This window comes from Microbacterium esteraromaticum, from assembly GCF_900163815.1.
GTDB classification, from domain to species: domain Bacteria; phylum Actinomycetota; class Actinomycetes; order Actinomycetales; family Microbacteriaceae; genus Microbacterium; species Microbacterium esteraromaticum_B.
Genome location: NZ_FUKO01000012.1, coordinates 206971 through 219543, shown reverse-complemented (window position 1 = coordinate 219543; position 12573 = coordinate 206971). Strand labels below are relative to the sequence as shown.

The 12573-nt window shown below is 66.3% G+C and carries 11 protein-coding genes; 6 read left to right on the top strand and 5 right to left on the bottom strand.

Annotated features, from left to right (window positions below; all coding sequences use genetic code 11):
* Nucleotides 1-15 precede the first annotated feature (15 nt).
* A complete protein-coding gene (gene ettA / locus FM104_RS04380; RefSeq protein ID WP_087130228.1) occupies nt 16-1695 on the top strand; it encodes an energy-dependent translational throttle protein EttA in 1680 nt (559 codons plus the stop codon).
* 4 nt (nt 1696-1699) lie between these two features.
* Nucleotides 1700-2167, top strand: coding sequence for an acyl-CoA thioesterase (locus FM104_RS04375; protein ID WP_087130276.1), 468 nt, complete (start codon nt 1700-1702; stop codon nt 2165-2167).
* Nucleotides 2168-2170: 3 nt separating this feature from the next.
* Here the strand turns inward: FM104_RS04375 and FM104_RS04370 are convergent, their stop codons facing one another.
* The gene (locus FM104_RS04370) at nt 2171-3061 is read right to left on the bottom strand and encodes an acyl-CoA thioesterase (RefSeq protein WP_087130227.1); all 891 of its coding nucleotides are present in this window, start codon (nt 3059-3061) and stop codon (nt 2171-2173) included.
* Between the two features lie 18 nt (nt 3062-3079).
* Here FM104_RS04370 and FM104_RS04365 point away from each other — a divergent pair, with 18 nt between their 5' ends.
* Complete coding sequence (locus tag FM104_RS04365; RefSeq protein ID WP_087130226.1) at nt 3080-3739, top strand: hypothetical protein; 660 nt, start codon at nt 3080-3082, stop codon at nt 3737-3739.
* Nucleotides 3740-3775: 36 nt separating this feature from the next.
* On the opposite strand, the gene FM104_RS04360 is transcribed toward FM104_RS04365, so the two are convergent.
* The 4 genes from FM104_RS04360 to pepN form a co-directional block, all read right to left on the bottom strand.
* Entirely contained in the window at nt 3776-5437 is a 1662-nt protein-coding gene (locus FM104_RS04360) for an FAD-binding dehydrogenase (RefSeq protein WP_087130275.1), read from the bottom strand.
* On the bottom strand, nt 5437-5886 hold the full coding sequence (locus FM104_RS04355) for a globin (protein WP_087130225.1): 450 nt from the start codon (nt 5884-5886) through the stop codon (nt 5437-5439). Before FM104_RS04355 ends, FM104_RS04360 begins: the two co-directional genes overlap by 1 nt.
* Nucleotides 5883-6956 carry a mechanosensitive ion channel family protein gene (locus FM104_RS04350; protein ID WP_087130224.1) on the bottom strand — a complete coding sequence of 358 codons (1074 nt, stop codon included), beginning with the start codon at nt 6954-6956 and terminating at the stop codon, nt 5883-5885. Before FM104_RS04350 ends, FM104_RS04355 begins: the two co-directional genes overlap by 4 nt.
* Nucleotides 6957-7026: 70 nt before the next feature.
* On the bottom strand, nt 7027-9597 hold the full coding sequence (gene pepN, locus FM104_RS04345) for an aminopeptidase N (protein WP_087130223.1): 2571 nt from the start codon (nt 9595-9597) through the stop codon (nt 7027-7029).
* 122 nt (nt 9598-9719) lie between these two features.
* Here pepN and FM104_RS04340 point away from each other — a divergent pair, with 122 nt between their 5' ends.
* From FM104_RS04340 to FM104_RS04330, 3 genes are read left to right on the top strand one after another with little or no spacing between them, the layout of a single operon-like run.
* Complete coding sequence (locus FM104_RS04340) at nt 9720-10913, top strand: ferrochelatase (RefSeq protein ID WP_087130222.1); 1194 nt, start codon at nt 9720-9722, stop codon at nt 10911-10913.
* A 57-nt stretch (nt 10914-10970) separates the two neighbouring features.
* Complete coding sequence (locus FM104_RS04335) at nt 10971-11456, top strand: ribose-5-phosphate isomerase (protein ID WP_087130274.1); 486 nt, start codon at nt 10971-10973, stop codon at nt 11454-11456.
* 1 nt (nt 11457) lies between these two features.
* Nucleotides 11458-12522, top strand: coding sequence for an Fpg/Nei family DNA glycosylase (locus FM104_RS04330; protein WP_087130221.1), 1065 nt, complete (start codon nt 11458-11460; stop codon nt 12520-12522).
* The last annotated feature ends 51 nt before the right edge of the window (nt 12523-12573 follow it).

Sequence of the window (12573 nt, the reverse complement as noted above, 5' to 3'; positions counted from 1 at the left end):
AAGGAGACCTGCTTCGTGGCCGAGTACATCTATTCCATGGTGCGAGCCCGCAAGGCGGTGGGTGAGAAGCTCATCCTCGATGACGTCACCATGGCGTTCCTCCCCGGTGCGAAGATCGGCATGGTCGGTCCGAACGGCGCCGGAAAGTCGACGATCTTGAAGATCATGGCGGGCCTCGACACGCCATCGAACGGCGAGGCGAAGCTGAGCCCCGGTTTCAGCGTCGGTATCCTCATGCAGGAGCCGGAGCTCGACGAGACCAAGACTGTCCTGGAGAACATTCAGGAGGGCGTGGCGATCAAGGCCAAGGTCGATCGGTTCAACGAGATCTCCGCACTGATGGCCGACCCGGACGCTGATTTCGACACCCTGCTCGCCGAGATGGGCGTGCTGCAGGAAGAGATCGACGCGGCAGACGGCTGGGACCTCGATTCGCAGCTCGAGCAGGCGATGGACGCGCTGCGCACCCCTCCGGGGGATGCCGAGATCGGCCCGCTCTCGGGCGGCGAGAAGCGCCGCGTGGCGCTGGCGAAGCTGCTGCTGCAGAAACCCGATCTGCTGCTCCTCGATGAGCCGACCAACCACCTCGATGCGGAGAGCGTGCTCTGGCTCGAGCAGCACCTGAAGGACTACAAGGGCGCTGTCATCGCGATCACGCACGACCGGTACTTCCTCGACAACGTCGCGGAGTGGATCGCCGAGGTCGACCGCGGTCGTCTCATCGGCTACGAGGGCAACTATTCGACCTACCTGGAGAAGAAGGCCGAGCGTCTCGACATCCAGGGCAAGAAGGACGCCAAGCTCGCCAAGCGGCTCAAGGACGAACTCGAGTGGGTCCGCTCCAGCGCGAAGGGGCGTCAAACCAAGTCGAAGGCGCGTCTGGCTCGCTACGAGGAGATGGCATCCGAGGCCGAGCGCACTCGCAAACTCGACTTCGAAGAGATCCAGATTCCGGCGGGTCCGCGTCTGGGCAGCGTCGTCATCGAGGCGAAGAAGCTGCAGAAGGGCTTCGGCGATCGGATGCTGATCGACGGCCTGAGCTTCAGCCTGCCGCCGAACGGCATCGTCGGCGTGATCGGCCCGAACGGCGTGGGAAAGACGACGCTCTTCAAGACCATCGTCGGACTGGAAGAGCTCGATGGCGGCGATCTGAAGATCGGCGAGACGGTCAAGATCAGCTACGTCGACCAGTCCCGTGCCAACATCGACCCCGACAAGACGCTGTGGGAGGTCGTCTCGGATGGACTCGACTTCATCACCGTCGGCAAGACCGAGATCCCGTCGCGTGCGTACGTGTCGAAATTCGGCTTCAAGGGACCGGATCAGCAGAAGCGCGCCGGCATCCTCTCCGGTGGTGAGCGCAACCGTCTGAACCTCGCTCTGACGCTCAAGGAAGGCGGCAACCTGCTGCTGCTCGACGAGCCGACGAACGACCTCGACGTCGAGACCCTCAGCTCGCTGGAGAACGCTCTGCTCGAGTTCCCCGGCTGTGCTGTGGTGATCACGCACGACCGGTGGTTCCTGGACCGCATCGCCACCCACATCCTCGCCTACGAGGGCACCGACGAGAACCCGTCACAGTGGCACTGGTTCGAGGGCAACTTCGAGGCTTACGAGGAGAACAAGATCCAGCGCCTCGGGCAGGATGCCGCCCGACCGCACCGCACTGCGCACCGCAAGCTCACGCGCGACTGATCCCATGCGCCTGCATATCCCGATCCATCTGCGCTGGGGCGATCTCGACGCGTTCAATCACGTCAACAACACCTCCATGCTCAAACTTCTCGAAGAGGCGCGCGTGCGCGCCTTCTGGAAGCCGGAACCGGGGGAGCAGGCGCCAGCGACGGCCATTCTCGATTCCGGGATCGAGCAGGGCGTCCTCACACTCATCGCGCGACAGGAGATCGAGTATCTCGCGCCGGTGCCGTATCAGCGACGCCCGCTGGAAGTGCAGATGTGGTTCGGGAAGCTCGGCGGCTCCAGCGTCGAGGTCTGCTACGAGGTGCACAACGATCCCAAGAGCGCAGAGCGGACGCTGTATGCCCGCTCCACAGCGATCATCGTGCTCGTCGATGCCATCACCGGGCGTCCCGTGCGCATCGATCCGGAGATGCGCGAGGCGTGGGAGCCGTACGTCGGCGAGCCCATCGCCTACGCACATCGCTGACCGTCAGCTGTCTGGGTGCGGCACCCGCACCATGACCTCCTGAGCGACGCTGGCCAGCAACTCGCCCTCGCGGTTGTAGATGCGACCCTTGGCGAGCCCGCGACCACCGCGGGCGTTCGGCGATTCCTGCACGTACAGCATCCACTCATCGGCACGTCCGAAACGGTGCCACCACATCGCATGGTCGAGGCTGGCGAGCTTCAGCCCTGGTGTCTGCCAGGTGAGTCCATGCTGGCGCAGGATCGACTCCTGGATCGTCATGTCGCTGAGGTAGGCGAGCGCTGCTCGGTGCAGCCGGGCGTCGTCCGGCATCCGTGCGCGCATCCGCATCCACACGGCTTGGTGCGCGACGCGCTCACCGGATGACTCGAGGAACAGCGGGCCATCGATGTGCCGCACATCCGCGGGTCGGTCGGCGAGCAGCCGGGCAGCAGACGGACCGGCCATGGCGATGAACTCGTCATCCGAGCGGACGTCCTCCGGCGCGGGGATGTTCTGCGGTGCGGGCTCGGCATGATCGACACCGGGATCGTCGTCCTGGAACGAGGCGATCATCGAGAAGATCGGCACGCCGGACTGGAACGCCTGGCAGCGCCGTGTGGAGAAGGAGCGTCCGTCGTGGATGCGGTCGACGGCGAACGTGATTCCATTCTCCGCGTCTCCGGGCCGCAGGAAATAGCCGTGCATGGAATGCACCGTGCGCTCCTCGGGCAGGGTCCGCTCCGCGGCGATGATCGACTGCGCGAGCACCTGTCCGCCGTAGACGCGTCCGGTCGGCATCGAGTGCGAGAGGCCCGTGAAGATGTCCTCAGTGGTGCGCGCACCCGATTCGGCGAGGCTGAGCACCTCCACGAGGCCGTTCACGGATCGGCGGGCGCTTTCCTCAGAGCTCATCAGGCTAGTTTAGAAGGAGTGACCAGACCTCTTGTTCTCGCCGACGCCGACACGGCGCGCGATGTGCTGACTTTCGCCGGTCGGGCGACGCAGGCCGGCGCCGATGGCGTGCGCCTGCAGGCGCACGCTGGCGTGCTCGTGCTCACGGCAGCCGCGCTCGCCCCGCAGGGCCTGTTCGATCAGACGCCGACCGTGCTCGCGATGCGCATCGTGCGGGCCGATCCGCAGCTGCGGTGCGATCTCGTGGTCGACGAACTCACCGAGAGCGAGAACGCCTCCGAACTCACCCTCCCCGACACTGCACGCGCCCCCGCCTGGGCGGGTGTGGCACCGCCGCAAGACGGCTGGCGGGAGATCGCGGCGATCGCGGCGCAGACGCTGGCCGAGCGCGCCCAGTGGGGGATCTCAGCCGTGGCTCACGGCAGCCCGACTGGAGCCGGCGAAGAGGCCGTACGCAGTCTGCGTGCCCGGATCTGGGGCGAGCCAGACGACAACCTTCTGGGCCTGCCGCGCGGGGTGGCCTTCGCCGCCCACGCGTTCGGGTTCATCTCCGGTGCCGAACAGGTGCGAGTGACCGAGTCAGGTCGATGGACTCGTCTGGCGTTCTCTCGCGGCCATGTGCTCACCAGGGGACCGGCGGTAGCCGGGCTGACAGCGGTCCGCGAGACGGGCCGCTGACCGGCGACATCCGTCACATGCCGTGCGCGGCATGCATCACCGAGCCGCTGCGCGGCCAGCCTGGCGTCCGGAGAACAGGCATCCCCCGAGGAAGGTGCCCTCCAGCGCACGGTAGCCGTGCACGCCGCCACCACCGAATCCACTCGCCTCTCCGGCGGCGAAAAGACCGGGAATGGGCTCTCCGGCAGCGTTCAGGGCGCGTCCATCGAGGTCGGTGTGGATGCCGCCCAGCGACTTGCGGGTCAGCACGTGCAGCTTCACCGCGATCATCGGTCCGGCTGATTTGTCCTGCAGCCGGTGCGGAGGCGCGGTGCGGATCAGCTTGTCACCGCGATACGAGCGCATCGATCGCAGCATCGCGATCTGCGCATCCTTGGTGAAGTCATTGTCGATCTCGCGGTCTCGTGCCACCACTTCCCGACGCACATGGTCGATATCGAGGAGCTCACCACCCGGCATCCGCTGCATCTGCGCGAGCAGTGATTCCAGATCATCCTCCACGATGAAATCCGGACCCTCATCGAGAAACGACTGCACGCGGCCGGTCGGGCCTTTTGCAAGCCGCGATTTCAGCAGCAGGCCGACGTCTTTGCCGGTGAGGTCGGGGTTCTGCTCGCTGCCAGAAAGAGCGAACTCCTTCTCGACGATCTTCAGCGACGTGATGAACCAGGAATGGTCATGACCTGTTGAGCGCAGATGCGCGAGCGTGCCGAGGGTATCGAAACCGGGATAGAGCGGCACCGGCAGGCGCGTGCCCGTCGCGTCGAGCCAGAGTGATGACGGCCCGGGGAGGATGCGGATGCCGTGCGACGGCCAGATCGGATCCCAGTTCTCGATGCCCTCGACATAGTGCCACATGCGGTCGCCGTTGATCAGTGCCGCACCCGCCGTGCTGCTGACACCGTGCATGGAGCCGTCGACATACGCCGGAACGCCGGTGAGCATGTGCGCGGGTGGTGTCCCCAGACGCTCCGGCCACGCCGCCCGGACGAGTTCATGATTGCCACCGATCCCGCCGGAGGCGACGATCGTGGCACCCGCCCGCACCTCGAAGTCGCCTGTCCGCTCACGTGTGGTCGGAAAACCCCGCGGAGCATCGGTATCGGCGAGCACATCCCCGCGAGCGCCCACGACCGCTCCTGCCTCGAGGATGAGCTCGGACACGCGGTGCCGGGGGAGTACCGTCACGCGTCCATCCGCTTCGCCCGCTTCGACTGCCGCGATGAACGGGGCGACGATGCCGGGGCCGGTTCCCCAGGTGATGTGGAAACGGGGCACCGAGTTGCCTGGTCCTATCGCGCCGCTTCCACCGCGCTCAGCCCAGCCGACGACGGGGAAGAACCCGACTCCGCGCTCCCGCAGCCAGCTGCGCTTCTCACCGGCGGCGAACTGAAGATACGCCTCGGCCCAGCGCCTGGGCCAGGCATCTTCCGGTCGATCGAACCCGGCATTTCCGAACCAATCCTGCGTGGCCAGCTCCACAGAGTCGCGGATGCCGAGTCTGCGCTGCTCTGGAGAATCGATCAGGAAGAGTCCGCCGAACGACCACCAGGCCTGCCCACCCATGTTGGTTCGCGACTCCTGGTCGATGATGGTGACGCGCTTGCCAGCGGCCAGTGCCTCCGCCGCGGCGACCAGCCCAGCCAGCCCCCATCCGATCACGAGCACGTCCGTGGCGGGGGAACTGGTTCTGGTCATCATGCGGTCTCCGTCGACTCCTGTGCGGCCGTGTGCTCAAGCCTTGTGCGACCATCAGCGCCGGGGCCGATGCCGGAAGGCTCGAATGTGTTCACCATGGCATATGCTGCGCGTTCGAGGTAGTCCCACAGCGTTGCTTCGTGCAGGGGCGACAATTTCACCTCGTCCAGAGCGGTGCGCATGTGCGAAAGCCACCGGTCGCGCGCATCGGGATCTACGTGGAATGCCGCATGCCGCATGCGCAGCCGCGGGTGTCCGCGCTTCTCGCCGTAGGTGGTGGGCCCTCCCCAGTACTGCACCAGGAACCACGTCAGCCGGTCTGCGGCTGGTCCCAGGTCCTCTTCCGGATACATCGGCTTGAGCACCGGGTCAAGCGCCACCTCGCGGTAGAAGACCTTCACGATGCGCTCGAAGGTGTCGTATCCGCCGACCTCGTCATAGAACGTCACTTCTGGTCGCCTTCCTCTTCGTCGGACTTCTTTCGCCGCCAGATGCCGCGATCGGCAACGGGCGAAACACCGGTCACCGGGTTCGGCCGGGTCATCGGCGGGTTGGCTCCGCGAACGCGGCGCGCGCCCTCGATGCCGGTGAGGTTGACTGCGGCCATGCGCGGGATGAGAACATTCTTCTCGAGCAGGGCGGTGCGCAGTCGACGGCGAAGCTCCTGCGAGACGTCGTCCTTGGCATTCGCACGGGTCTTCATCACCACGCGGACGACCAGGGCGTCGCCATCGATGGACTCCAGGCCCCAGACTTCCGGCCTTTCGATGATGCGCGTGCGCCACTTGGAGTCCTTGGCAAGGTTCTGCGCGACATCCATCATCGTGGACTCGACGAGATCGAGATCAGCATCCGGCACGACGCCGAGGTCGACGATCGCGCGGGCCCAGCCCTGCGACATGTTTCCGATGCGGGTCACCTCGCCGTTGCGCACGTACCAGAGCGTGCCGTTCACATCGCGCACCTGGGTGATCCGGACGCTGACGTACTCGACGACGCCGGACGCCAGGCCGAGATCGACGACGTCTCCGATGCCGATCTGGTCCTCGGCGACGAGGAAGAGCCCGTTGAAGACGTCTTTGACGATGTTCTGCGCGCCGAAGCCGAGCCCCGCGCCGATGGCTGCGGTGAGCAGCGTCAGCGAACCGAGAAGATCGTGGTTGAGATGGTTCACGATCAGCACGATCGCGACGACCACCAGGATCACGTTCACGATGTTCTGCAGGATCGTGCCGAGGGTGCGCGTGCGCTGCACGAGACGCATATCTGCCAGAGGCGAGCGCTCCAGCGCCTGAGTGTCTTCGACGTTCGCCTTGGTCTTGGCGCTGTCGACGATGCGCCGGACGACTCGGCGGATCACCACTCGCAGCACGAGCGCGATGAGCACGCAGCTGGCGACGATCACCGCGACGGCGACGATATTCCAGCCGACCTGGATGAGAACGGCAAGCGCTCTCTCCCACCAGGTCAGGTCAGTCGCCGCGGGTGGCGCGGTCTCGGCGGAGAAGTGGATGTTCATCGCCTTGATGCTATCGAGAAGGCCTCAGCGCTGACTGGAAGCGCTGAGGCCTTCTCGGCGTGGCGAGGGTTCAGTCCTCGGCGTCGCGCGATTGCGCGGCGAGCGCGCGCTCGACGTCGGCGAGGTTCTCGTGCACGAGGCGACGCAGCGCGGGAGCCGCATCCTGGTGCTCTGACAGCCAGGCGCGAGTCGCATCGCGCAGCTCGATGCTGGCGAGCGACCGCGGGTACAGTCCGACGATCAGGTAGTCGGCGATCTGGTAGGTGCGTCCTTCCCAGATCGGCAGGAGCATGTCGAAGTATGCCGGAATGAAGTCCTGCAGCACCTCTGCGCCCGAAGGGTGCACGAACCCGAGGGACGCAGCGCGGACGATCGTGTTCGGCAGGTCGTCATTGTCGATCAGCGACGACCACGCAGCGCGCTTCGCCTCCGCTGTCGGCAGGGCCGCGCGGGCCTGTGCGGCGAACTCTCCACCCTTGGCGGTGTTGTCGGCGGCGAGCGCGCGATCAATGGCTCCGGCATCGGTGGCACCTGCCGCTGCCAGGCCGACCAGAAGCTGCCACGAGAGGTCGGTGTCGACCTCCAGACCCGGCAGGGTCTCCTCGCCGGAGCGGAGCCGCCCGATGATGCCGGCGTGCTCGGGGGTCGTCAGCGCGTTGGCGAACGCTGTCACCAGCTGCAGCTGGCTGTCACTGCCGGATGCGGCGTGCTGCGCGAGCGCCCACAGCCCATCGGCGATCTTCTCCCGAGCAGCCGCGCGGGAATCCGGTGCGACATAGCTGTTCGCGGCCAGCTGCAGCTGCGCCAGCGTGGTGCGCACGGTGGTCGACTCGGTCTCGCGTCCGATGTTGCCGAGCACCAGGTCGATGTAGTCGGTCGCGGCGCTCTCCGCGTCGCGGGTCTGATCCCATGCCGCGCCCCATACCAGTGAGCGTGCGAGCGGATCGCTGATGTCGGCGAGGTGTTTGATCGCCGTCTCGAGGGAGCGCTCATCCAGGCGGATCTTCGCATACGCGAGATCGTTGTCGTTCAGCAGCACCATGTCGGGGCGCTGCTGGCCCTGCAGCTCAGGGATCTCCGTGCGGTCGCCGTCGATGTCGACCTCGACGTAGTGCGTGCGCACGAGCGCGCCGCCATCGAGGTTGTAGAAGCCGATGCCGAGGCGGTGCGGACGGATGGTCGGGTAGTCGGCCGGTGCGGTCTGGGTGACGGCGAAGCGCGTGATCGCACCCGACGCGTCTTCGGCGATGACCGGTGCCAGCGTGTTCACGCCGGCTGTCTCGAGCCACTTCTTCGCCCAGCTGGTCAGCTCGCGGCCGCTGGTGGCCTCCAGCTCGACCAGCAGGTCGCTGAGCTCGGTATTGCCCCAGGCGTGCTTCTGGAAGTACTGCGATACGCCAGCGAAGAACGCCTCGATGCCCACCCACGCGGCGAGCTGCTTGAGGACCGAGCCGCCCTTGGCGTAGGTGATGCCGTCGAAGTTGACGAGCACATCCTGCAGGTCGTTGATCTCGGCGACGATCGGGTGGGTGGAGGGCAGCTGATCCTGGCGGTACGCCCAGGTCTTCTCCATCGCGTTGAACGTCGTCCACGCCTCGGTCCACTCGGTGGCTTCGGCTGTGGCGATCGTGGAGGCCCACTCGGCGAACGACTCGTTCAGCCACAGGTCGTTCCACCACTTCATGGTGACGAGGTCGCCGAACCACATGTGCGCCAGCTCGTGCAGGATCGTCACGACGCGGCGCTCCTTCATCGCGTCGGTGACCTTGCTGCGGAACACATAGGACTCGGTGAAGGTGACGGCGCCCGCGTTCTCCATCGCGCCGGCGTTGAACTCCGGAACGAAAAGCTGGTCGTACTTCTCGAACGGATACGGCACGCCGAACTTCGACTCGAAATATGCGAAGCCCTCACGCGTCTTCTCGAAGATGTAGTCCGCGTCGAGGTGCTGCCAGAGGCTCTTGCGTCCGTACACGCCGAGAGGGATCACCCGGCCGGAGGAGCTGGTGAGCTCGGAGAAAGTCTCTTCGTAGGGTCCCGCGACGAGCGCCGTGATGTACGACGACATGCGCGGCGTGGGTTCGAATCCCCACGTGGCTGTCTGCTGCGTCCCGGAATCCGTCGATGCATCGTGCACGATCGGCTCAGGAGTGGGGGAGTTGGAGACGACCTTCCAGGCAGCGGGCGCGGTGACCGTGAACTGGAAGGTGGCCTTCAGATCGGGCTGCTCGAAAACGGCGAAGACGCGACGGGAGTCGGGCACCTCGAACTGCGAGTACAGGTAGACCTCTCCGTCGACGGGGTCGACGAAGCGGTGCAGCCCCTCACCGGTGTTCGTGTAGAGGCAGTCGGCGTCGACGATGAGAACGTTCTCGGCCTGCAGGGAGCCGAGGGCGATCCGCGAGTCGGCGAACGCTTCGCGCGGGTCGATCTGCTCGCCATTGAGCGTGATCTCGCGCACGTCGCGTGCGATCAGGTCGATGAACGTGAAGCTTCCAGGCGTGGCGGTGAAGCGCACGACGCTTCTTGAGCCGAACACCTCCGCACCCTTGGTGAGGTCGAGTGCGACCTCGTAGGACTGCGTGTCGATGACGGCACGGCGCTCTTGCGCTTCGATACGAGTGAGGTTTTCTCCAGGCACAGCTGATTACTCCCATTGGTGGAGGGGATGTCGTCCTGCGTCGACGCTGCTGGCGCCGACGACAACCCTGACAGCCTACGCCAGGACTCTCTCGGCGCTCGTTCATAGACGGCGGTGGAATCATGACCTGCGTGACCACTTCAGATTCGGATGCCGTTCTCCATGCTTCTGCGGCCGCGGCCGGGGGAGCCAGACACGTCGAACAGCCCGTCGCATACGACGGCGTGCTGCTGGCCGGATTCGGCGGGCCGGAAGGCCAGGACGACGTGATCCCCTTCCTGCGCAACGTGACCCGCGGACGCGGCATCCCGGATGAGCGACTCGAAGATGTGTCACACCACTACCGGCATTTCGGCGGCATCAGTCCGATCAATGCGCAGAATCGCGCACTGAAGGCAGCGCTGGAAGCCGAGCTGGCCGCGCGGTCGATCGAGCTGCCGGTGTACTGGGGCAACCGCAACTGGGCTCCGTACTTGGAAGAGGCGGTCGCCGAGGCCGCAGGAAACGACCACACCACTCTGCTGGCGTTCTCCACCAGTGCGTACAGTTCGTTCTCGAGCTGTCGTCAGTATCGCGAGGATTTCGCCCGGGTGCTCGACGGGTCCGAGTTCGACGGCGTGGTCACGATCGACAAGATCCGCCCGTTCTTCGATCACCCCGGCTTCGTGCACTCGTTCGTCGACGGTGTCCAGGATGCGGTGCAGGCTTTCATCGAGGACGGCGTCGACCCGGCCGCGATCCAGGTGCTGTTCTCGACCCACAGCATTCCGATGGCCGACGCCGAGCGCTCCGGGCCCCGCGACCTCGATCTCGGAGTGGGCGGCGCGTACGCCGCACAGCACGAAGCGGTCGCAGCCTGGGTGATGAACAGTGTTGCGCAGCTGCTGCCAGCAGCATCCGCCGTCGCCTGGGAGCTCGTCTACCAATCCCGCTCCGGGCCGCCTTCGCAGCCCTGGCTCGAGCCCGACGTCTGCGACGTGATCGCCGAACTGCCCGCGCGCGGACGGCAGGCGGTCGTCGTCGTTCCGGTCGGGTTCATGAGCGACCACATGGAGGTGCTCTGGGATCTCGACACCGAGGCCAGAGAGGCGGCTGACGACGCCGGGCTGCGCTTCACGCGCACGCCGACCCCCGGGGTCTCTGCGTCGTTCGTCGCCGGCATCGTGGATCTCATCCAGGAGCGGCTGGAGGGCCGACCGGCATCCGAACGCGCGCATGTGACCGACCTGGGTCCGTGGTACGACGTGTGCCGTCCCGGATGCTGCGAGAACATCCGCGCGGGCTTCAAGCCCGCCGCGGCAGGCATCGCACCCTAGCGATACGTCGTACCTGGCAGGATGCCGGGTACGTGTCGCCGAAATAGGATGGGTGTCATGCGCATCCATATCGCCACCGATCACGCCGGGCTCGACTTCTCGAATCGACTGCAGGAGCATCTGCGGTCAGCCGGGCACGACGTCATCGACCACGGTCCGATCGAATACGACGCGCTCGATGATTACCCGGCGTTCTGCATTCGCGCCGCGCAGGGGGTCGTCGCAGACCAGGCCACCGGCGTCGAGGCGCTGGGAGTGGTCTTCGGCGGTTCCGGCAACGGCGAGCAGATGGCAGCGAACAAGGTCGAGGGCATTCGCGCAGCTCTGGTGTGGAATCTGTCGACCGCGCAGCTCGCCCGCGAGCACAACGACGCCAACGTGATCTCCATCGGCGCACGCCAGCACACGTTCGAAGAAGTGACGAGCTTCATCGACGCTTTCATCGGCACCGCCTTCACCGGCGAAGAGCGCCACGTGCGCCGGATCGGCCAGATCGCCGCGTTCGAGAAGGACGGGTCGCTGCTGCCTGACCCGCGCGCCTGACATGCCTGAAGGGCATTCCGTTCATCGCATTGCGCGCCAGTTCACGAGGAACTTCGCTGGGCACCAGGTGCAGGCAAGCAGCCCGCAGGGGCGCTTCGCTGAAGGCGCCGCGGTGCTCGACGGGCGAGAGCTGCAGCAGGCGATGGCGATCGGCAAGCAGATGTTCGTCGAGTTCGAGGACGCAGTGTGGCTGCGTGTGCACCTCGGGCTCTACGGCGCATGGGACTTCGCCGGTGAGATCTTCGCCGATGCGACGATCGCCTCGGCGAATGGCCGGATGGGGCAGACGAATCAACGCGGCACGGACCCCGCGCTCTCAGACGATGTGGTCTTCGACGACGCGGGCGAGAACTCGCTGACGTCGATCGGCGCACCTCGCACGTCGCGGGTGCACGTGCGCATGTCCGAGCAGACGAAGGGCCTGGCCGACGACGGCGAGGAGTGGCCGCCTCCCGTTGTCGGGCAGGTGCGGCTGCGGCTGCTCACCGACCCCACGCCCTCTCCGCCCGCCGCATTCGCGTCGGTCGGAGCTTCGGGGCGCGTGGGCCCGACCTGCGCGGACCTGCGCGGTCCAACCGCCTGTGTGCTGCAGACGACGGATGAGATGCTCGCGACGGCGGCCAGACTCGGACCCGACCCTCTGGTGGGCGATCCCGCCGAGGGCGAAGAGCGTTTCGTGCGCACCGTCAGCCGCAAGCCGACGCCGATCGCGCTGCTGCTCATGGATCAGGCCGTCGTCAGCGGCATCGGCAACGTCTACCGTGCCGAGATGCTGTTCCGTGCGCGCCTGGAACCGCATACACCTGGTCGCGATGTGCCAGAAGAGCTGATCCGCGAGCTCTGGCGGGATTGGGTGCGGCTGCTGTCCATCGGCGTCGAGACCGGACAGATGATGACGATGGACGGCCTCTCGGCGGATGAATACCGCGCGGCCATGGCCAGTCGCGATGACCGGCACTGGGTCTACCACCGGGCCGGCCTGCCGTGCAGGGTCTGCGCCACCGAGATCGCTCTGGAGGAGATCGGCGCGCGCAAGCTGTACTGGTGCCCGTCCTGCCAGCGCTGAATCAGGCGGGCAGGGGGGCGCTGGAGGCATCCGGTCGGTCATAGGCTGAGA

Bases quoted from the DNA above. Each gene is read 5' to 3' on its own strand.
- FM104_RS04375 (WP_087130276.1), top strand. From the start codon at position 1,700: ATGCGCCTGCATATCCCGATCCATCTGCGCTGGGGCGATCTCGACGCG.
- FM104_RS04370 (WP_087130227.1), bottom strand. From the start codon at position 3,061: ATGAGCTCTGAGGAAAGCGCCCGCCGATCCGTGAACGGCCTCGTGGAG.
- FM104_RS04360 (WP_087130275.1), bottom strand. From the start codon at position 5,437: ATGACCAGAACCAGTTCCCCCGCCACGGACGTGCTCGTGATCGGATGG.
- FM104_RS04350 (WP_087130224.1), bottom strand. From the start codon at position 6,956: ATGAACATCCACTTCTCCGCCGAGACCGCGCCACCCGCGGCGACTGAC.
- FM104_RS04340 (WP_087130222.1), top strand. From the start codon at position 9,720: ATGACCTGCGTGACCACTTCAGATTCGGATGCCGTTCTCCATGCTTCT.
- FM104_RS04335 (WP_087130274.1), top strand. From the start codon at position 10,971: ATGCGCATCCATATCGCCACCGATCACGCCGGGCTCGACTTCTCGAAT.
- FM104_RS04330 (WP_087130221.1), top strand. From the start codon at position 11,458: ATGCCTGAAGGGCATTCCGTTCATCGCATTGCGCGCCAGTTCACGAGG.